Source organism: Streptomyces sp. NPDC051109, from assembly GCF_044455885.1.
Taxonomy (GTDB): domain Bacteria; phylum Actinomycetota; class Actinomycetes; order Streptomycetales; family Streptomycetaceae; genus Streptomyces.
Genome location: NZ_JBITFF010000004.1, coordinates 421,874 through 441,207, shown reverse-complemented (window position 1 = coordinate 441,207; position 19,334 = coordinate 421,874). Strand labels below are relative to the sequence as shown.

The 19,334-nt window shown below is 71.6% G+C and carries 17 protein-coding genes and 1 tRNA gene; 13 read left to right on the top strand and 5 right to left on the bottom strand.

From position 1 onward, the window contains the following. Positions 1-18 precede the first annotated feature (18 nt). Genes mycP through ACIBAD_RS10815 form a run of 5 tightly spaced genes read left to right on the top strand, consistent with a single transcriptional unit; the run spans position 19 to position 5,776 of the window. Positions 19-1,194: a type VII secretion-associated serine protease mycosin gene (gene mycP, locus ACIBAD_RS10835; RefSeq protein WP_398905855.1), complete on the top strand. Its 1,176-nt coding sequence runs from the start codon at positions 19-21 to the stop codon at positions 1,192-1,194. A gap of 9 nt (positions 1,195-1,203) precedes the next feature. Beyond that, complete coding sequence (locus ACIBAD_RS10830; RefSeq protein ID WP_398905853.1) at positions 1,204-2,457, top strand: S8 family serine peptidase; 1,254 nt, start codon at positions 1,204-1,206, stop codon at positions 2,455-2,457. A 16-nt stretch (positions 2,458-2,473) separates the two neighbouring features. Continuing rightward, the gene (locus tag ACIBAD_RS10825) at positions 2,474-2,905 is read left to right on the top strand and encodes a hypothetical protein (RefSeq protein ID WP_398905851.1); all 432 of its coding nucleotides are present in this window, start codon (positions 2,474-2,476) and stop codon (positions 2,903-2,905) included. A gap of 10 nt (positions 2,906-2,915) precedes the next feature. Next, positions 2,916-5,228 carry a hypothetical protein gene (locus ACIBAD_RS10820; RefSeq protein WP_398905849.1) on the top strand — a complete coding sequence of 771 codons (2,313 nt, stop codon included), beginning with the start codon at positions 2,916-2,918 and terminating at the stop codon, positions 5,226-5,228. Beyond that, the gene (locus tag ACIBAD_RS10815) at positions 5,228-5,776 is read left to right on the top strand and encodes a hypothetical protein (RefSeq protein ID WP_398905847.1); all 549 of its coding nucleotides are present in this window, start codon (positions 5,228-5,230) and stop codon (positions 5,774-5,776) included. Before ACIBAD_RS10820 ends, ACIBAD_RS10815 begins: the two co-directional genes overlap by 1 nt. Before the next feature lie 65 nt (positions 5,777-5,841). Here the strand turns inward: ACIBAD_RS10815 and ACIBAD_RS10810 are convergent. Beyond that, positions 5,842-5,913, bottom strand: a tRNA-Cys gene (locus ACIBAD_RS10810). Between the two features lie 179 nt (positions 5,914-6,092). Between ACIBAD_RS10810 and ACIBAD_RS10805 the strand changes: the two genes are divergently transcribed. The 6 genes from ACIBAD_RS10805 (at position 6,093) to ACIBAD_RS10780 (ending at position 12,266) form a co-directional block, all read left to right on the top strand. Continuing rightward, complete coding sequence (locus tag ACIBAD_RS10805; RefSeq protein ID WP_398905845.1) at positions 6,093-7,571, top strand: MFS transporter; 1,479 nt, start codon at positions 6,093-6,095, stop codon at positions 7,569-7,571. An 88-nt stretch (positions 7,572-7,659) separates the two neighbouring features. Next, the gene (locus ACIBAD_RS10800; RefSeq protein WP_398905842.1) at positions 7,660-7,860 is read left to right on the top strand and encodes a hypothetical protein; all 201 of its coding nucleotides are present in this window, start codon (positions 7,660-7,662) and stop codon (positions 7,858-7,860) included. Between the two features lie 122 nt (positions 7,861-7,982). Then, the gene (locus ACIBAD_RS10795) at positions 7,983-8,354 is read left to right on the top strand and encodes a type II toxin-antitoxin system death-on-curing family toxin (protein ID WP_398905947.1); all 372 of its coding nucleotides are present in this window, start codon (positions 7,983-7,985) and stop codon (positions 8,352-8,354) included. Between the two features lie 117 nt (positions 8,355-8,471). After that, positions 8,472-10,256: a DEAD/DEAH box helicase gene (locus tag ACIBAD_RS10790; protein WP_134075657.1), complete on the top strand. Its 1,785-nt coding sequence runs from the start codon at positions 8,472-8,474 to the stop codon at positions 10,254-10,256. Positions 10,257-10,745: 489 nt separating this feature from the next. Continuing rightward, entirely contained in the window at positions 10,746-11,387 is a 642-nt protein-coding gene (locus tag ACIBAD_RS10785) for an IclR family transcriptional regulator (RefSeq protein WP_030158675.1), read from the top strand. 81 nt (positions 11,388-11,468) lie between these two features. After that, positions 11,469-12,266: a S16 family serine protease gene (locus tag ACIBAD_RS10780; protein WP_134075656.1), complete on the top strand. Its 798-nt coding sequence runs from the start codon at positions 11,469-11,471 to the stop codon at positions 12,264-12,266. Here the strand turns inward: ACIBAD_RS10780 and ACIBAD_RS10775 are convergent. From ACIBAD_RS10775 to ACIBAD_RS10765, 3 genes are all read right to left on the bottom strand, one after another. Further along, positions 12,196-13,593: an MFS transporter gene (locus tag ACIBAD_RS10775; RefSeq protein ID WP_398905838.1), complete on the bottom strand. Its 1,398-nt coding sequence runs from the start codon at positions 13,591-13,593 to the stop codon at positions 12,196-12,198. The genes ACIBAD_RS10780 and ACIBAD_RS10775 overlap by 71 nt on opposite strands. 124 nt (positions 13,594-13,717) lie before the next feature. Next, positions 13,718-14,302: a helix-turn-helix domain-containing protein gene (locus tag ACIBAD_RS10770; protein WP_134075655.1), complete on the bottom strand. Its 585-nt coding sequence runs from the start codon at positions 14,300-14,302 to the stop codon at positions 13,718-13,720. 76 nt (positions 14,303-14,378) lie between these two features. Next, positions 14,379-14,849, bottom strand: a complete 471-nt coding sequence (locus ACIBAD_RS10765) for an Lrp/AsnC family transcriptional regulator (RefSeq protein ID WP_048476218.1) — start codon at positions 14,847-14,849, stop codon at positions 14,379-14,381. Positions 14,850-14,979: 130 nt separating this feature from the next. On the opposite strand from ACIBAD_RS10765, the gene hppD reads away from it, so the two are divergent. Further along, the gene (hppD, locus tag ACIBAD_RS10760) at positions 14,980-16,134 is read left to right on the top strand and encodes a 4-hydroxyphenylpyruvate dioxygenase (protein WP_134075654.1); all 1,155 of its coding nucleotides are present in this window, start codon (positions 14,980-14,982) and stop codon (positions 16,132-16,134) included. A 72-nt stretch (positions 16,135-16,206) separates the two neighbouring features. Here the strand turns inward: hppD and ACIBAD_RS10755 are convergent, their stop codons facing one another. Next, the gene (locus ACIBAD_RS10755) at positions 16,207-17,772 is read right to left on the bottom strand and encodes a hypothetical protein (protein WP_398905835.1); all 1,566 of its coding nucleotides are present in this window, start codon (positions 17,770-17,772) and stop codon (positions 16,207-16,209) included. Between the two features lie 105 nt (positions 17,773-17,877). On the opposite strand from ACIBAD_RS10755, the gene ACIBAD_RS10750 reads away from it, so the two are divergent. Next, positions 17,878-19,281, top strand: coding sequence for an FAD-binding oxidoreductase (locus ACIBAD_RS10750; RefSeq protein ID WP_398905945.1), 1,404 nt, complete (start codon positions 17,878-17,880; stop codon positions 19,279-19,281). Positions 19,282-19,334: the final 53 nt, after the last annotated feature.

Sequence of the window (19,334 nt, the reverse complement as noted above, 5' to 3'; positions counted from 1 at the left end):
AAACGGACGTTGCACGAGATGCACATGCGCAAGGCGACCGCGGCCCTGGTAGGCCTGCTGCTGGCCGGGGTCGCCGCGACCCCGGCCCATGCGGAGACAATTCGCTCGCAGCAATGGCATCTCGACACCATGAAGGCGGATGATCTTTGGAAGACCAGCACGGGTAAGGGCATCACTGTCGCCGTCATTGACAGCGGTGTCGAAGTCCTTCCCGAGCTGGAAGGCCAGCTAGTCCCTGGGAAAGACCTCGCTCCGGATGATCTCGCCGGTGATGAGCGCACCGACTACGACGGTCACGGCACTGAGATGGCGGCCGTGATTGCTGGCACGGGAAAGCACCCGACGGGTGACGGAGCCTACGGGCTTGCCCCTGGTGCCAAGATTCTTCCGATCCGCGTGCCCCACGAGATGAATGAAGCCACCCCTTCCTGGGCGGCTGCCATCCGCTACGCGGCGGACTCCGACGCCAAGATCATCAACATGTCCCTGGGTCTACCCACCAAAGCAGAGGATGACCGAGGGCGGGCAGAGGCCGTGAAGTATGCCCTCTCAAAAGGCAAGCTGATCTTTGCGGCCGTCGGAAATAGCGGTGAAGGGCGGCTCAACCCGGTGGCATACCCCGCTGCGACACCTGGCGTTGTCGGGGTCGCGGCGGTCGATGCCAAGGGTGAGCCCACCAAGGAATCGTCGCACGGTCCTCATGTGGACATGGCGGCCCCGGGCATCGACATCGTCACGGCGTGCAAAGGAAAGACGGGCCTGTGCACGAGCCACGGCACGAGCGACGCGACCGCCCTCGCCTCCGCCTCCGCCGCCCTCCTCTGGTCCGCGCACCCCGACTGGACCAACAACCAGGTCCTCCGGGTCCTCCTGAACACCGCCGGCAAGCCGACGGACGGTGCTCAGCGCAACGACTACATCGGCTACGGCATCGTCCGGCCCCGGATCGCCGTACCGACGCCCGGTGACCCCGGTCCAGCCGATGTTTATCCGCTGCCCGACCTGGCGGCGGCGGATGGGAAGAATTCCCCCGCCCCGTCGGCTGACGGCAAGAAGCCGGAATCCGCCGCTCCCCAGGCCGAAGCCAAGGAGGACGGGGGCAGCAGCCTCCCCTGGGTCGGGCTCGGGCTGGGCGCCTGCGTCCTGATCGGTGGGGCTGTGGCCGCGGTCGTCGTGCGGCGTCGGAACGCCTGACGGCGGTCCGTGCGGCTGCGTCGGACGACCTCGGCCCTGGCCGGCCTCCTGCTGGCCGGGGCCGCCGCGGCCCCGGCCGCCCGCGCCCACTCCGCTCGGCCGGAGCAGTGGCATCTCGACGCCTTGAAAGCCCGAGACGTCTGGAAACTCGGTACCGGCCAAGGCGTCACCGTCGCCGTCATCGACACCGGCGTCGGCCGGATCCCCGAGCTCGACGGCCAAGTGGTCCAGGGCAAGGACTTCTCCCACGGCTACCAGGGCGACGAACGCACCGACTACGGCGATCACGGCACCGGTATGGCCGCCCTGATCGCAGGCACGGGCAAGGGTCCGTCCGGCGAGGGAGCGTACGGGCTGGCCCCGGGCGCCAAGGTCCTTCCCCTCCGCGTCTCCGAGGGCGGCGGGAACCTACGCCCCCATCAGTCGATCGCCGAGGCGATCCGCTTCGCGGCGGACTCGGAAGCCAAGGTCCTGAACATCTCGTTCGGCGGACCGGGCAGGAGCGAGGAACTCGACGCCGCCGTCAGGTACGCCGTGGACAAGGGCAAGCTCGTCTTCTCCTCCGTCGGCAACGACGGAGAGGGCCCCAACGAGGTCATGTACCCGTCCGGTTCACCCGGAGTGGTCGGCGTCTCCGCCGTCGGCCAGGACGGCGTGGCGACCCAGGAGTCCCAGCACGGCCCTCAGGTGGACCTGTCCGCCCCCGGCGTCGACATCGCCACCGGATGCGCCGGTGATTCCCCCGACGCCGACGCCGACGCCGACGCCGACGCCGACGCCGACGCCGACGCCGACGCCGACCCCGACGCCGACGCCGGTCTCTGCGTCAACCACGGGACCAGCGAGGCCACCGCCCTCGTCTCCGCCTCCGCCGCCCTGCTCTGGTCCGCGCACCCCGACTGGACCGGCAACCAGGTGCTCCGCGTCCTGCTGCACACGGCTGAGAAGCCCGACCCCGTCCACGGCGTCGAGCGCAACGACCGCCTCGGCTACGGAGTCGTCCGCCCCGTCATCGCGCTGACCGACCCCGGTGACCCCGGCCCCGCGAACGTCTTCCCGCTCCCTGACCTCGCTGTGGCGGACCGGATATCATCCCCAGCCCCGGGCCAGCACAAACCCGTACCGACCCCGGCATCCGCATCCCCCGTACAGAACAAGACAAACGACAACGGACTCCTTCCCTGGGCCTTCCTCGGGATGGGAACCTGCCTGCTCGCTGTCGAAGCCGTAACCAAACGAGCACATCAACGTGTTGGACGTTGATGTGACACAAGGAGAAATGCACGCGATGTCGTTCGACGAGGAATGGTCCGCCGCGCGCGCCACGGCCGCCGCCAACGTCTCCATGCGGCTGAACCACGTACCCGTCGAGCCCGGCGGCGGTGGCGGCGGCGACCTGGAGCTCAACCAGGACCACATCGGCGCCATCGGCACCGAGGCGTACAAGCTGCACGCGCGGCTCCAGACGGACGGCAAGCACGCCGCCACCGCCACCAGCGAGGCCGCCGGGGCGCTGACGAAGGAGACCTTCGTCAGCGGGGCGGCGCTGCTGAAGGTCAACACGATGTGGGAGAGCCAGGTGAAGACCCTGGTGGCCGCCTGCGCGAACATCTCCAACGGGCTCAACTACTCGCTCTCCTCCCACGCCAAGGACGAGGAGCAGTTGCACGCCGACTTCACCACGTCCGCGATCGACAAGTACCTGAAGTAGGCGGCGCCCCATGCTGACGTACGAGAACGTGATGAACGCGCCCCTGGACAAGCTCCAGACGGCGGCCACGGACTGGAAGGCCATGGCCGACAAGCTGGACGAGATGGCCGAGGCTGCTCGCAACGGCATGAAGGCCAAGGCCGACAAGGCCGAGTGGAGCGGGGTCACCGCGGGCGTCGGGCGGGCGTTCGTCGACAAGACGGCCAAGGAGTTCGAGGACGCGGCCAAGGAGGCCAAGGGCGTCCACCAGCTCCTCAGCGACGGCCACACCACCATCAAGACCGCCCGGGACGCGCTCAAGAAGGCCGCCGACGAGGAGGCCCCGGCCGCCGGCTTCCGCGTGGACGCGGCCGGCAAGGTCTCGGCCGTCCCGATGGACCCGAAGACCGAGTACGCGGCCCGGCACGACCCGGACTACCCCGAGTTCAAGCGCAAGCAGGAGGAGAACCGCAAGGCCTGGCAGGCGAGGCTGGACCGGCTCGTCGAGGACTGCGCGGACGCCGACGACTCCCTGGCCCGCGCGCTGCGCGCGAACGTCTCGGACGACCACGACTTCACCGCGCCGAAGTACACCACCCTGGACGGCGAACAGGCCGACCGGGCGGCCGAGCTGATGAAGAAGCTCAGCAAGGAACAGGGCGGCGTGGCCCGCAACCCCGAGGCGCTGCGCGAGCTGGAGGACCTGCTCGACGACAACCGCGACGACGCCGACTTCTCGACGGACTTCTACCGCAAGCTCGGCCCCGATGGCACGCTTGAGGCGTACGCGAAGCTGTCCATCGACGCGTCGACCCTGGGCGAGGCCGGCAAGGACCGCCTGGCGATGGTCGGCAACATCCAGAACGACATGGGCGCGATGCTGGGACTCGCCACGCAGAAGAGCTCGCCGAACCACCTGGATGCGGCGTGGACGACCGGCCTGATGAAGGCCGGTCGCAAGGAGATGCAGGTCACCGGCGATCTGACCAGCAAGATCTACGGTTACCAGGCGTTGGGCGCGCTGCTCCACGAGGGCAGGTACGACAAGGACTTCCTGACCTCGGTCGGCCGGGACATGGTCGCGTTCGACCGCGAGAACCCGAAGGCCTGGGAGCACGGCTCTCCGTACGACCCGAAGACGGTGCTCATCCAGGGCAAGGACGGCAGCCGGGGGTTCTACCCGCTGACGGGCCTGATGGACGCGATGTCCCACAACCCGGACGCGGCGACGGCGTTCTTCAACGAGCCGGTCCGCCAGGACAGCAACGGCGACGGCGTCGTCACGACGGCCGACAAGGTGGTGTCCGGCCAGCACGGCAAGGCCCGGGGGATGGTCGACTACATGCTGGACAAGGAGTCGTGGGCCGACGCCTTCGACCGGACGCCCAGCCACCCCTACGGCGAAGCGGGCCCGGCCCAGGACGCACTCGGCAACGCCCTCGAAGCGGCCGTCTCGGGCCGCGTGCCGGGCGACGAGGACGCGAAGTCCGTCCCGCACACCAAGGAAATGACGGCGATCATGGAACGCGTGGTCGAGAAGATCGGTGACAAGCCCGAGCTGGTCACCGGGAAGCCCGGCGAAACCGGAAGCGATCCCTTGAAGGGGCTGTCGGGCCACTTCGGCCAGATGGCCGCCGAGTACATGCCCGACATCCAGGCCTCGGCGGAGAACGGCAGCGGGATGATCAAGGCCGGCGGAGTGATGGCCGAGTTCCACAAGGCCGACATGGCGGCCTTCATCGGAGCCGTGGGCCAGGACCCGGACGCGTACGGCGCCATGACCGCCTCACAGCGGGCGTTCACGACCACGCTCGTCAACGACGTCATCGCGCATCGCAGTGAATACGACGATGTCGACGCTGCGATCAAGAGTGCCGTGCATCCGGGAGGTCAGATCGCGGGCATCCTGTCCGAGGCCAGGGCCGAGGGCACGTTCGGCGAGAACGCCCACACGAAGGAAGAGTACGTAAAGGGCGTCGAGGACAACGCCAAGTGGGTCAACCGCGCCATCAGTGCGGCAGGCGGCAAGTACCTGGAGATGGTCCCCCTGGCTGGGGACGTCGTGGAGTGGCTTCAGGAGGACATCACGGAAGGCGTGGTCGAGCGGGCGACGAAGGACAAGGCGGAGAAGATCGGCGAGATCGACCACAAGGCGGTGATCGACTACACGGACGCCCAGACGGAGGCCGGGTTGTCGGCGGCGCAGTCGGTCCGGAAGGCCGCCGAGGGAACCGGCATGACCCAGCGGACCATCGACGCCCTCGCCGGAGTCGCGTCGACCGAGACCGCGAACGCCCATGCCGTCGGCCGAGGCCAGGTCGCGACGTCCAACGGAGGTTCCTGATGCCCATACGCAGGTCCGCCCTTGCGCTGGTGGCCGCCGCCCCCGTAGCCCTGGCCGTACTGAGCGGCTGCTCCGAGGGGACCGAAACGGCTGCGTCGAAACTGCCCGAGACCACCTGCTTCGGAGTGTTCTCCCGATCCGACCTCGGGCCCTTGATGGGTAGCGGCGAGCAGGTGAAGGAGTCGGGGCCGGCCGACATGCAGCTGACCGCGGTACGCAGGGGCGCCACGTGCAGTGTCGACGTGGACGGCAAGGATCGGTTCCAGGCCTCGGCGACGCGCCAGCCGCTGGATCAGAGCTTCTTCTGGAACACCGAGCTGATCAAGCCGGCAGCGGATCCGCTGCCGTTGGGCGACAAGGGCATCGTGTACAACACGGGCGCTCGGGTACTCCTCGTCTGCAAGGGGAGCGACGAGCCCTTTCAGGTCGAGCTGTCGCTCAGCGGATCCACCGACCAAGTCGAGAAGGGCGGCTCCCGCCCGTTGTTCACCCGGCTCATGACGAAGTTCGTCGAGGCGGCCAAGCAGCAGACCCACTGCGCGGGCTAGCGGCCCGACACCGCCGGGCGGAAGGGCGAAGGCCGCTCAGAACACTTCTGAGCGGCCTTCGGGAGAAGCCGTGGCGGGAATTGAACCCGCGTGCCTCGCTTTGCAGGCGAGTCCCTCAACCACTCGGGCACACGGCTGCGGGGTGGTCATGGGTGTGACCGTACGGGCGGGCGGCGGGGTGGGGGAAGGTGTGCGGGGCGGGTGCAACGTGATTGCCATGCTGCGTTCACGGTCGCGGGTCCTAGGTCTTCGGGACCACGGGGGATACGTCCAATTGACAGGGGCGTAGCCCGGCATAGGGGCTTACCCTGGGGCGATGAGTGCCCTTGGAGCCCGTGAGTCGCAGCGCAGTGTGCCGATCCCGTCGGAGCCCGAGGGCGGGATCCTGGGGTCTGCGTACCGGGCGCTCAGCATCGGGATCATCTCCGTCATCTTCCTCATCGCCTTCGAGGCGACCGCCGTCGGGACGGCCATGCCCGTCGCCGCGCGGGAGCTGGACGGGATCGGGCTCTACGCCTTCGCCTTCTCCGCGTACTTCACCACCAGCCTCTTCGGGATGGTCCTGTCCGGGCAGTGGGCCGACAGGAAGGGGCCGTTGTGGCCCCTCGCCGTCGGGATCGCCGCCTTCGCCGCGGGGCTCCTCCTCGCCGGGACCGCCGTGGACATGTGGGTGTTCGTCCTCGGGCGGGCCGTGCAGGGGTTCGGGGGCGGGCTGGTCATCGTCGCGCTGTACGTCGTGGTGAGCCGGGCCTACGAGGAGCGGCTGCGGCCCGCGATCATGGCCGCCTTCGCGGCGAGCTGGGTGGTGCCGTCCATCGTCGGGCCGCTGGCCTCGGGGGCCGTGACCGAGCACCTCGGCTGGCGCTGGGTGTTCGTCGGGATACCCGTGCTGGTCGTCGTACCGCTGGTCGTGGCCCTGCCGGCGATACGGCGCACCGCGTCCGGGCCGGTGGATCCGGACGCGCCGCCCGCCGCCTTCGACGGGCGGCGGATCCGGCTGGCGCTCGGGATCTCCGTCGGGGCGGCGCTGTTGCAGTACGCCGCCCAGGACCTGCGGTGGCTGTCGCTGCTGCCGGCCGCCGCGGGGGCGGGGCTGCTGGTGCCCGCCGTACGGGGGCTGCTTCCGCGCGGTACGTACCTGGCCCGGCGCGGGCTTCCTTCGGTGGTGCTGCTGCGCGGGGTGGCGGCGGGGGCGTTCATCTCGGCGGAGAGCTTCGTGCCGCTGATGCTGGTGACCCAGCGCGGGCTCAGCCCGACGCTGGCCGGGTTCTCGCTGGCGGCGGGCGGTCTGACCTGGGCGGGCGGCTCGTGGCTGCAGTCGAAGGGGCGGATGGCGCCGTACCGGGAGCGGCTCATGGTGGTGGGGATGGTGCTGGTGGCCTTCGCCATCGCGGCCGCGCCGGCGGTGCTGATCGAGTCCGTGCCGGTGTGGACCCTGGCGGTCGCCTGGGCGGTGGGGTGCCTGGGGATGGGGCTGGTGACCGCTTCGACGAGCGTGCTGCTGCTGGAGCTGTCCGCGCCGCAGGAGGCCGGGGCCAATTCCGCCGCGCTGCAGATCTCGGACGCGCTGGCCAATGTGGTGCTGCTGGCGGCGGGGGGCGCGGCGTTCGCCGCGCTGGGCGGGGGAGCGGTGGGGTCCGTGCACGCCGTCGCCGCCGAGGGGGCGGGCTCGGCCTCGCACCCGGCGGCGTTCGTCGTCGTCTTCCTGCCGATGGCCTGCGTGGCGCTGGTCGGCGCGTGGGTCGCGACCCGGCTGTACGGGGAGAAGCCGGAGCCGGCCGCAACGCGGGCGTGAGCGTTCCGGGGTCCGGGGGCCGGGTGGGCGCCAAGGGCAGGGGTGAAAAACGCTGGGGGCCGGGGGCGCCGATGCGTACGCTGCCCGGATGGAGAACTTGATCATTGCGCTGGGCGGTGGTGACCGGGCCCAGCTCGCCGATCTTGCCGACGCGACGGGGTGCGCCCCCGAGGACGTCGCGCGCGAGGCGGTGCGGCGGTACCTGCGGGCCGAGCGGGCGCGGGTCGGGGAAGAGGCCGCGCGCTTGGCGCAGCGGCACGACGCGCTGCTGAAGCGGCTCGGCCAGTGAGCGGCAGCAGCAGCGGCAGCTCCACCCGCCCCGGCCCCGACACCAGCCCCGACACCAGCCCCGGCACCAGCCCCGGCACCAGCCCCCGTGCCGGCGCCCGCAACGCGCGCGGGTCCGGCGGTGTGCGGCACCTGACCCTCGCCGAGGTGCGTGACCTCGCTCGGCACGCCTGCCTGGAGCAGGCCGTCGAGCTGCGTGCCCCCGGGCTGCTGGAGTCCGCCGTGCACCGGCCCCGCGCGCGGATGTTCGGGACTCCCGCGTACGTGGACCCGTACGAGCAGGCCGCCGCGCTCCTGCACGGGATCGCGAGCAACCACCCCCTCGTGGACGGGAACAAGCGGACGGCCTGGCTCGCCGCCGCCACCTTCCTCGCCGTGAACGGCATCGACCTCGCCGGCGTGGACCAGGACGCCGCCTACGACCTGGTCATCGACGTCGCCGCCGGCCACGAGGCCGATGTGGCCCGCATCGCCGAGCGGTTGCGCCGGATGTGACGCTCGCCGCACCCGCCGAGGTCACGGGCCTGTCCCTCCCCGAGGGGCCGGCCGGCCCCGGTAGGGTGGCCCGGTTGTCCTACGTACGACCGCCGCCGAGAGCCCGAACCGGAGACCGTGACTACTACCGCCTCCCACCACCTCTCACCCGCCTTCCCCGGCCGTGCCCCCTGGGGTACCGCCAGCAAGCTGCGCGCCTGGCAGCAGGGTGCGCTGGACCGGTACGTCCAGACCCAGCCCCGTGACTTCCTCGCGGTCGCGACGCCCGGCGCAGGCAAGACGACCTTCGCGCTGACGCTCGCGTCCTGGCTGCTGCACCACCACGTCGTGCAGCAGGTGACCGTCGTCGCGCCGACCGAGCACCTGAAGAAGCAGTGGGCCGAGGCCGCCGCCCGGATAGGCATCCGGCTGGACCCGGAGTACTCCGCCGGGCCGCTGAGCAAGGACTACCACGGGGTCGCCGTGACGTACGCGGGCGTCGGCGTACGCCCGATGCTGCACCGCAACCGCTGCGAGCAGCGCAAGACCCTCGTCATCCTCGACGAGATCCACCACGCCGGTGACTCGAAGTCCTGGGGCGAGGCCTGCCTGGAGGCCTTCGACCCGGCGACCCGGCGGCTCGCGCTGACCGGTACGCCCTTCCGGTCCGACACCAACCCCATTCCCTTCGTCACGTACGAGGAGGGGAACGACGGGATCCGGCGCTCTTCCGCCGACTACACCTACGGGTACGGGAACGCCCTCGGCGACGGGGTCGTACGCCCCGTGATCTTCCTGTCCTACAGCGGCAACATGCGCTGGCGCACCAAGGCCGGCGACGAGATCGCCGCCCGTCTCGGCGAACCGATGACCAAGGACGCCATCTCCCAGGCGTGGCGCACGGCGCTGGACCCGCGCGGCGACTGGATGCCGAACGTGCTGCGCGCCGCCGACCAGCGGCTGACCGAGGTCCGCAAGGGCATCCCGGACGCGGGCGGGCTCGTCATCGCCTCCGACCAGGACTCGGCGCGCGCGTACGCCAAGCTGATCCGCGAGATCACCGGCACCAAGGCGACCCTGGTGCTCTCCGACGACACCGGCGCCTCGAAGAACATCGACACCTTCAGCGGCAACGACGACCGCTGGATGGTCGCCGTCCGCATGGTGTCCGAGGGCGTCGACGTACCGCGTCTCGCGGTGGGCGTGTACGCCACGACGATCTCGACGCCGCTGTTCTTCGCGCAGGCCGTCGGCCGCTTCGTGCGTTCGCGCAGGCGCGGCGAGACCGCCTCCGTGTTCCTCCCGACCATTCCCTATCTCCTGGGCTTCGCCAACGAGATGGAGGTCGAACGCGACCACGTCCTCGACAAGCCCAAGAAGAAGGGTGAGGAAGACCCGTACGCCGAGTCCGAGAAGGAGATGGACGAGGCGAACCGGCAGGAGGACGAGGACACCGGCGAGGACGAGCAGATGTCCTTCGAGGCGCTGGAGTCCGACGCCGTCTTCGACCGGGTGCTCTACGACGGCGCCGAGTTCGGCATGCAGGCGCACCCGGGCAGCGAGGAGGAGCAGGACTACCTCGGCATCCCGGGGCTGCTGGAGCCCGACCAGGTGCAGATGCTGCTCCAGAAGCGGCAGTCGCGGCAGATCGCGCACAGCCGCCGCAAGCCGGACGCGGAGGCGGACCTGCTGGAGCTGCCGGCCGACCGGCGGCCGGTGGTCTCGCACAAGGAACTGCTGGAGCTGCGGAAGTCGCTGAACACGATGGTGGGCGCGTACGTCCACCAGAGCGGCAAGCCGCACGGGGTGATCCACACCGAGCTGCGGCGCGTGTGCGGTGGGCCGCCGAGCGCGGAGGCGACGGCGGGACAGCTGCGGGAGCGGATCAAAAAGGTGCAGGAGTGGGCCACCCGGATGCGGTGACCCCGTTCCCTTTCCCGTTCCTCACTCCTTTTCCGCATTCCTTTTCCTGTTCGTCCGTCCGGCCCGTCCCGTTCCTCCGTCCACCGTTTCCACGGACTGGGGAACGGGCGCCCGGCGGAGTTTCGTACGGGGGCGCCGTCACGTTCCGTGTCCGGGACCGGGGGCCGGTCCGGCCGCGCCCGGGCGCGGAAGCCGTGAGCCGCGTCGGCCGATCGCACAGACCCGCCGCGCGGCCGAGGTAACGAAACGACTCCGGCGGCGATCGTTAACCGGCACAAAGGGGTAGTTGGCGCCCGGATTCTGGACGAGGCCTTCCGCTGAGCGGACCCGCTCGCTAATGTCCCCGCATCGAACGCCCCGTGGCAGAGCCGCCGCGGGAGCGCAGCCGGTGCCATGGCCGCTACCGGCGGCCTCTCGTGCGTCGCCGTGGGACCGGCGCCGTATCCACCCCGAGAGTCACCGCCGCTCACCGAGAGAGGGAGAGGCGTCGTGACCGCGGAAACCTCCCAGACTCTGGACCGGGGACTCAGAGTCCTCAAACTGCTCGCCGACACCGACCACGGTCTGACCGTCACCGAGCTCTCCAACCGCCTCGGTGTGAACCGCACGGTGGTCTACCGCCTGCTGGCCACCCTTGAGCAGCACGCGCTGGTCCGTCGCGACCTCGGCGGCCGGGCCCGCGTCGGGCTCGGCGTGCTGCGGCTCGGGCGGCAGGTGCATCCGCTCGTACGCGAGGCGGCCCTTCCCGCGCTGCGGTCGCTCGCCGAGGACATAGGCGCCACCGCGCACCTGACCCTCGTCGACGGCACCGAGGCCCTCGCCGTGGCCGTCGTCGAACCCACCTGGACGGACTACCACGTGGCCTACCGGGCCGGCTTCCGCCACCCGCTGGACCGGGGGGCCGCCGGGCGGGCCATTCTGGCCGCCCGTCAGGGCACGCTCACCGAGCCCGGGTACACGCTGACCCACGGGGAGCTCGAAGCGGGCGCCAGCGGCGCGGCAGCCCCGCTCGTGGGCATCACGGGGCTGGAGGGCAGCGTGGGAGTCGTGATGCTGGCCGACGCCGTGCCGGAGCGGGTCGGTCCGCGCGTCGTGGACGCGGCCCGCGAGGTGGCCGACGCCCTGCGCTGAGCCGTACGGAAGGAAGGCCGCCCCGCCGCGTCCCGCACGGTGGGGCTCGGGGGCGGCGGGGGCGCCCGATACATTGGCCGGGTGCTCTCTCGCCTCACACGTCTGCCGCGTCCCGTCGCCCTGGCCGTCTGCGCCGTGCCCGTGCTCGGGCTGTTCGCCGCGGCGGCCTTCGCGCCGCTGCCCTTCGTGATCGCCCAGCCGGGCCTCACGGCCGACGTGCTCGGCGACCGCGACGGCAAGCACGTCATCTCCGTGACGGGCGCCCCGACCCGGCAGACCACCGGCCAGCTCCGGATGACCACCATCCAGGCCACCGGTCCCTCCACCACCGTGACCCTGCCCGAGCTCGTCGACGACTGGTTCGACAGCACCCGGGCGGTCATGCCCAAGGAGGCGGTCTACCCCTCCGGCGGAAGCGACAAGGAGATCGAGGCGCACAACCTGGAGCAAATGGCCGCGTCGCAGTCCACGGCCACCCAGGCCGCCCTCGGCTACCTCCACAAGGACCCGAAGGACGTGAAGGTCCAGCTGAACCTCGCCGACGTGGGCGGCCCGAGCGCCGGCCTGCTCTTCTCCCTCGGCATCGTCGACAAGCTCGACGGCGACGGCAGCGGCGGCGACCTCACCGGCGGCCGCACCATCGCCGGTACGGGCACCATCAGCGCGGACGGCAAGGTCGGCGCCGTCGGCGGCGTGGCCCTGAAGACCCAGGCCGCTCAGCGCGACGGGGCGAGCGTGTTCCTCGTGCCGGAGGCGGAGTGCTCCGACGCGCTGTCCGAACTCCCCGAGGGACTCCGGCTGGTCCCCGTCACTTCGCTGACGGATGCGGTGCAGGCGCTGCGTGCCCTGACCCGGGGGCAGCCGGTTCCGTCCTGCTGAGCCCCACCGCATCGACCGGCCCCGCATCGCATCGCCCCGCATCGACCGGCCCCGGCGCGACCGGCTCCCGCTCGGCGCCCGCCGGGCGCTCCATCGTCCGCCAGGCCGGGAAGACCAGCGGCGAGAGGGTGACCAGGAGGTAGGTGCCGCCGAACAGCAGCAGCGTCCGCGTCACCCCGAACCCGTCGACCAGCAGGCCCGCCGCGAGCCCGCCCAGCGGCATGGTCAGCTCGCAGCCCGCCGTGGTCACGCCCGAGACGCGGCTGCGCAGCTCCTCCGGGATCCGCTCGTAGACCACGGTGGTCAGGATCGGGTTGAGCATGCCCGCGCCGAGCCCGGACAGCGCCATCGTCACCGCGAGCGGCAGCGGGGTGTCGGTGAAGGCGGCGGCCGCGTACCGGGGCGCCCCGCACAGCACGAAAGCCGCCGTGAGCACCGCCCTGCGGGAGAACCGGTCCCCCCACACTCCGTAGAGCAGCGCGCCCAGCAGCGCCGAGCCGCCGAAGACGGAGACGAGCAGGCCGACCGCCGTGGCGCCGCCGAGGGCCTCGCGGCCGTGCACGGGCAGCAGGACGGCGGACCAGCCCTGGTCCAAGCCGTTGGTCATCATCACCATCACGGTGATGCCCATCAGCAGCGGGGCGCGGGTCAGGAAGGTCCAGCCCTCGGCCAGTTCGGCCCGGTAGCCGGCGAAGGAGATCTTCCCGGCGGCCGGCTGCGGCTCGGCGGCGGGGACCCCGCGCAGGAAGGCGCCGACCAGCAGCGCCGAGACCGCGAAGCTGGCCGCGTCCAGCAGCAGCGCGGACTCGGCCCCGAAGGCGGCGATCAGTACGCCGGCCAGCGCGGCCCCGATCATCCTGGCCCCGCGCGAGACCGCGTCGTACAGGCTCGCAGCCCGGGCCAAGGGGGTGCCGGCGTGCTCGGCGAGGTTCGGCAGCAGGACGCCGCGGGAGGTCAGGCCCGGCGTGTGGACGAGGCCCCCGACGGCCATCAGCGCGCACAGCATCCAGAACTCCAGCACGCCCGCGTAGTGCAGCAGCGGGATCGCGCCGACCGATGCGGCGCAGACGAGGTCGGAGACCGCAGAGACCCGGCGGCGGCCCATCCGGTCGATGACGGGGCCGCCGACGAGTGCGGCGACGACGACGGGCAGGGTGGCGCAGAAGGCGACGATCCCGGCCCGGCCGGCGCTGCCCGTGGTTTGGAGCACGAACCACGGGACGCCGATCAGGGTGACGGAACTCCCGGCTATGGAGATGGTGTTGGCGGCCAGGACCGCCGCTAAGGGCCGCAGATCCGTCCGGCGTCCGGGTGTGAAGGCGGGCACGGCAGGGCTCCTTGTGAGGCGAAAACGAGGCAAACGGGAAAGCGGGGCAAACGGGAAAGCGCGCGGGAGGGCGGAGGAAAGGGTGGGCGGGCGCGGAGGCCGCCGAGGGTGCTGCGGGCGCGGCCTATTCGCCGGCGCGCGGGAAGGCGTGCGTGTGGAAGCGGACCGTCCGCGCGCCCTCCGCCGGCGGCAGGTCGCGGTAGCCGTCGATCAACTCGTGCATCTTGTGGATGAGTTCGAGGCTCTGCCCGGGGGTCAGGCGCAGCGTGAAGTCGCTGATGTCCGAGGCGCGCCGCCACTCCTGGGGCCAGCCGTGGGCCGTACCCAGCCAAGTGCTCATCTCCTGCGTGTGGATCGTCGCGATCTCGTGCAGGAAGAGGTCCGCCGCGCCGCGCGTGGCCGGGTCCTCGTCGTACAGCAGCTTCTCGTCGAACCGGGTGCCGTCGTGGGCGGCCCGCCACCAGCGCTCGCGCCCCTTCCCCTGCTCCGGCGCGTCCTCGACGAAGCCGTGCGCGGCGAGCTGGCGCAGGTGGTAGCTGGTTGATCCGCTGGATTCGCCGAGCCGCTCCGCCAGTTGGGACGCCGTGGCGGGCCCCTCGTGGCGCAGCGTGGCCAGCAGGCGGATGCGCAGCGGGTGGGCGAGGCCGCGCAGGGAGCGGGCGTCGAGCGTACGGACCTTGGGCGCTTCGGGGTTCGGCTCCTCGGGCATGGCTCCACCGTAGAGTTGCAAAGACTTCTATGCAAGCATTTCTTTGCAACGCGTTCTTGGGATCCGGGCGAGGGGATCAGCCTTCCTGTGCCGCCTGCTCCACCAGGGGGATCACCCGCAGCGGCACCGGGTTCTCCATGACGATCGCCGTAGAGGCGCGCACGATCCCCTCGAAGCCCACCACCCGGTCGATGACCCGCTGCAGATCGGCGTTGGACCGGGCCACGAGCCGGCACAGCATGTCCCCGTGCCCGGTGGTGGTGTGCAGCTCCAGCACCTCCGGCACCCCGTTCAGGTGTGCCCGCACGTCGGCCCCCTGGCCCTGCTTGATCTCCAGCGTCGCGAACGCGGTCACCGGGTACCCGAGGGCGGCCGGGTCCACCTGGGGGCCGAAGCCGCGGATGACCCCGTTCGACTGGAGCCGGTCGAGCCGGGCCTGCACGGTGCCGCGGGCCACGCCGAGCCGGCGCGAGGCCTCCAGGACCCCGATCCGGGGCTCGCGCGCGAGCAGGACGATCAGCCGGCCGTCGAGTTCGTCGATCCCCATGGGTGCCTCCCTGGCGCGGGGGTGGTCATACTGCACAGACCTTTCAGCAATCCTCCGCCTCGACTGGTCAGCCTGTACAGGCAAACAGGAAACTATTGCGCAGCTTGTGGATCGGCGGGACTCTGCGCTCATGACTGAGTCTCTGGCGAACCTCGAAACCACCCCGCTCACCTCGCGTGAGGCAGACCCCTTCCCGGTGAAGGGCATGGACGCGGTCGTCTTCGCCGTGGGCAACGCCAAGCAGGCCGCTCACTACTACTCCACCGCGTTCGGCATGAAGCTCGTCGCCTACTCCGGACCGGAGAACGGAGTCCGCGAGACGGCCAGCTACGTCCTGACCAACGGCGCCGCGCGCTTCGTCCTGACCTCGGTCATCAAGGCGACGACGGACCGCGGCCGCTTCCTCGCCGAGCACGTCGCCGACCACGGCGACGGCGTGGTCGACCTCGCGATCGAGGTCCCGGACGCGCGGGCCGCGTACGCGTACGCCGTCGAGCACGGCGCGCGCGGCCTGGACGAGCCGTACGAGGTGAAGGACGAGCACGGCACCGTCGTGCTCGCCGCCATCGCCACCTACGGCCAGACCCGCCACACGCTGGTCGAGCGCAAGGACTACACCGGCCCCTACCTGCCGGGCTACGTCGCCGTCGACCCGCTGGTCGAGGCCCCGGCCAAGCGCACCTTCCAGGCCATCGACCACTGCGTGGGCAACGTCGAGCTCGGCCGGATGAACGAGTGGGTCGCGTTCTACAACAAGGTCATGGGCTTCACGAACATGAAGGAGTTCGTGGGCGACGACATCGCGACCGAGTACTCGGCCCTGATGTCGAAGGTGGTCGCGGACGGCACCCTGAAGGTGAAGTTCCCCATCAACGAGCCGGCGATCGCGAAGAAGAAGTCGCAGATCGACGAGTACCTGGAGTTCTACGGCGGCGCCGGCGTCCAGCACATCGCGCTCGCCTCGAACGACATCGTGGCGACCGTACGGTCGATGCGTGCGGCGGGCGTGGCCTTCCTGGACACCCCGGACTCGTACTACGACACGCTCGGCGAGTGGGCGGGCGAGACCCGCGTGCCGGTGGAGACCCTGCGCGAGCTGAAGATCCTCGTCGACCGCGACGAGGACGGCTACCTGCTGCAGATCTTCACCAAGCCGGTGCAGGACCGTCCGACGGTGTTCTTCGAGATCATCGAGCGGCACGGGTCCATGGGCTTCGGCAAGGGCAACTTCAAGGCGCTGTTCGAGGCGATCGAGCGCGAGCAGGCCAAGCGGGGCAACCTGTAGGTCGCGGTTCGGGGGTCCGGGGGCTCTGCCCCCGGGCCCCCGCGCCTTTCACGCCGGCCGGGCCGGTGCGGCTCAGGTGCCGGCGGGGCCGGGCTTGGACGACGGCTTCGGCTGGGCCGCCTTCGGGAGGTCCGGGGCCACCCACGGCTTGGCCGGCTGCATGTTCTCCGGGCCGCCCGCCGGCGGCCGGCCGATCGAGGCGAGGGCCGCCTTCGCCTGCGCGACCCTGACCGGCGAGAACCGCGGGTTGGTCCGCAACGCCTCCTCCAGGTGGCGCCGGGCCCCGGCCTCATCGCCCAGGCTCCGCTCGATCATCGCCCGGTGGAACGCGAAGTCCGCGCTCCGCACCCCCCGGTCCGTCGACTTCTTCGCGTACTCCAGCGCCGCCGTGTCGTCACCCGTCTTGTGCAGCGCCCACGCCAGGGCGTCCGCCACCTCCATGCTCTTGTGCCGCGACCACTCCTGCGTCAGCCGCCGCACGGCCGCCGCCGGATTTCCGTGGTCCGCCTCGAACAGGCCCAGGACCACCGACTCGTTCACCCCGTCCGCCGCGCCCCGCGCCGCGGCCGTACGCAGCATGTCGTACGGCGTCTTCGCCTCGTCCGCGCGCCCCAGCGCCTCCAGCAGCTCGCCCAGCTCCAGCGCCAGCCTCGGCACCTGCGCCCGGCCCAGCGCCATCCGGTAGTCCCGGACGGCCTCCCCGCCCCGGCCCAGCCCGGCCAGCGCCCTGGCCCGGCCGCCCAGTGCCTGCGCCTGCGCCGGGTCCGTGCGGAGCGCGCCCTCGTACTGGCGCAGCGCCTCCGCCGCGTCGCCCCGCTCCCACGACAGCTCCCCGAGCCGGAACAGGACGTACGCCTTTTCCGCCGGCGCCTTCGCCGCGCCCCCCGCGTGCTCCATCGCCATCGTCGCGTCCTCGCGCCAGCCGCGGTCCCGGTAGACCTGCGAGGCCCGGATGAACGCGGCGAGCCCCGGCCTCAGGTCCAGCAGCCGCTCCATCGACCGCTCGGCCGCCTTGTAGTCGCCCAGGCCCGTGTACGCGTCCACCAGCACCGGGTACGCCGTCCACCGGCTCGGCGCCTGTGCCCGTACGAGCTCGCCCCACTTCTTGCCGGTCCCGAAGTCGCCCCGGGCATTGGCCAGCGCGCCCATGGCGGTCATCGCGTCGAAGTTGCCCTTCTCGACCGGGCGGAGCTCAAGCGACCGCTTCAGCGCCTTCTCGGCCTTCGGGTACCAGGCCGGCTCCGCCGTCCGGCGGGCCTGCTCCAGGTACGCCGCCCCGAGCACCGCCCAAGACGCGTCGTCCTTGCCGTGCCCCGCGACCCACTTCTCCCGGTCCGCCACCAGAGCCGTCAGGTCGACCGCCGCCGCCGGCGCACCCATGCCGACCGCCGACGCGGCCCGCTCGGTCGGCCCGGGCGGGCGGGCGTCGTCGCCCTGGCGGGCCGGCCGGATCAGCAGGGCCCCGGCGATCAGCACCACCGCGACCCCGGCCGCCACGAGCGTCTTGCGGCCGGTGAAGGTCACGGGTGGCGCGGGCTGCTGTGCTTCCTCCTCGATCCGGGCGGCGCGAGCGGCGCGGGCGGCACGAGCAGTACGGGCGATACGGGAGATACGCGCGGTACGGGTGGCACGGTCCATGGGGTCACTGTGCGTCAATATGAAGAGTTCGCCGAGGTGTCCGAAGCCCGTCGCGGCCGTGTTCACACCGATGGCCCCCGGTGCCACGCTGGGCCCATGGATGTCATGGATGTCAAGGACGACACCGGCGAAGACGATCTCTTGCCGCGTCTGCACGCGAGCCTCCTGGAGGGGCTCCCGGCCGAGGCCCTCCTCACCGACCCCGGGGTGACAACCTCCTACGCCACCGACATGGCCGCCTTCTGCGCCGCCGGCACCCCGGCGGCCGTGGCCCTGCCCCGCACCGTCGAACAGGTGCAGCACGTGATGCGCACCGCCACCGCCCTGCGGGTCCCCGTCGTCCCGCAGGGCGCCCGCACCGGCCTGTCGGGCGCCGCCAACGCCTCCGACGGCTGCATCCTGCTCTCCCTCGTCAAGATGGACCGGATCCTGGAGATCAACACCGTCGACCGCATCGCCGTCGTCGAACCCGGCGTCGTGAACGCGGTGCTCTCACGGGCCGTCGCCGACCAGGGCCTGTTCTACCCGCCCGACCCCTCCAGCTGGGAGCAGTGCACGATCGGCGGCAACATCGGCACCGCGTCCGGCGGCCTGTGCTGCGTCAAGTACGGGGTCACCGCCGAGTACGTGCTCGGCCTCGACGTGGTCCTCGCCGACGGACGGCTGCTGCGTACGGGCCGGCGCACCGCCAAGGGCGTCGCCGGATACGACCTCACCCGGCTCTTCGTCGGCTCCGAGGGCAGCCTCGGCGTCGTCGTCCGGGCCGTGCTCGCCCTGCGCCCCGCGCCGCCCCGCCGGCTGGCGCTGGCCGCCGAGTTCCCCTCGGCCGCGGCCGCCTGTGCGGCCGTCTGCGCCGTCATGGAGGCCGGGCTCACGCCCTCGCTGCTGGAACTGATGGACCGTACGACCGTCCGCGCCGTCAACGCGCTCGGCAAGATGGGCCTGCCCGAGACCACCGAGGCCCTGCTGCTGGCCGCCTTCGACACCCCGGACGCACCCGAGGGCCTCGCCGCCGTGGGGGAGCTGTGCCGGGCCGCCGGGGCCACCGCCGTCGTCCCCGCCGAGGACGAGGCGGAATCCGAACTGCTCCTCCAGGCCCGCCGGATGTCGCTGACCGCCCTGGACGCCCTGCGCCCCGCGACGATGATCGACGACGTCTGCGTACCGCGCTCGCGGCTCGCCGAGATGCTGGACGGGACGGCCGCCATCGCCCGCGCGTACGACCTGCTCATCGGGGTCTGCGCGCACGCGGGCGACGGCAACACGCACCCGGTGGTCTGCTTCGACCCGGCCGACGAGGACGAGACGCGGCGGGCCCGCGAGTCCTTCGACGAGATCATGGCGCTGGGGCTGGCCCTCGGCGGGACCATCACCGGCGAGCACGGGGTCGGGGTCCTCAAGAAGGAGTGGCTCGCACGCGAACTGGGGCCGGTGGGGATGGAGATGCAGCGCGCGGTCAAGCAGGCCTTCGACCCGCTCGGACTGCTCAACCCCGGCAAGCTCTTCTGACCGTACGCCGGGTATGGAGGGTGCGGGATGGACGAGGCGGAGGTGGCTGATCC

What these genes read in the sequence shown, in the direction of transcription:
- mycP (WP_398905855.1), top strand. Translation starts at nt 19, where the DNA reads ATGCACATGCGCAAGGCGACCGCGGCCCTGGTAGGCCTGCTGCTGGCC.
- ACIBAD_RS10815 (WP_398905847.1), top strand. Translation starts at nt 5,228, where the DNA reads ATGCCCATACGCAGGTCCGCCCTTGCGCTGGTGGCCGCCGCCCCCGTA.
- ACIBAD_RS10770 (WP_134075655.1), bottom strand. Translation starts at nt 14,302, where the DNA reads ATGCCCGAGGAGCCGAACCCCGAAGCGCCCAAGGTCCGTACGCTCGAC.
- ACIBAD_RS10755 (WP_398905835.1), bottom strand. Translation starts at nt 17,772, where the DNA reads ATGGACCGTGCCACCCGTACCGCGCGTATCTCCCGTATCGCCCGTACT.
- ACIBAD_RS10765 (WP_048476218.1), bottom strand. Translation starts at nt 14,849, where the DNA reads ATGGGGATCGACGAACTCGACGGCCGGCTGATCGTCCTGCTCGCGCGC.
- hppD (WP_134075654.1), top strand. Translation starts at nt 14,980, where the DNA reads ATGACTGAGTCTCTGGCGAACCTCGAAACCACCCCGCTCACCTCGCGT.
- ACIBAD_RS10825 (WP_398905851.1), top strand. Translation starts at nt 2,474, where the DNA reads ATGCACGCGATGTCGTTCGACGAGGAATGGTCCGCCGCGCGCGCCACG.
- ACIBAD_RS10820 (WP_398905849.1), top strand. Translation starts at nt 2,916, where the DNA reads ATGCTGACGTACGAGAACGTGATGAACGCGCCCCTGGACAAGCTCCAG.
- ACIBAD_RS10750 (WP_398905945.1), top strand. Translation starts at nt 17,878, where the DNA reads ATGGATGTCAAGGACGACACCGGCGAAGACGATCTCTTGCCGCGTCTG.
- ACIBAD_RS10800 (WP_398905842.1), top strand. Translation starts at nt 7,660, where the DNA reads ATGGAGAACTTGATCATTGCGCTGGGCGGTGGTGACCGGGCCCAGCTC.
- ACIBAD_RS10805 (WP_398905845.1), top strand. Translation starts at nt 6,093, where the DNA reads ATGAGTGCCCTTGGAGCCCGTGAGTCGCAGCGCAGTGTGCCGATCCCG.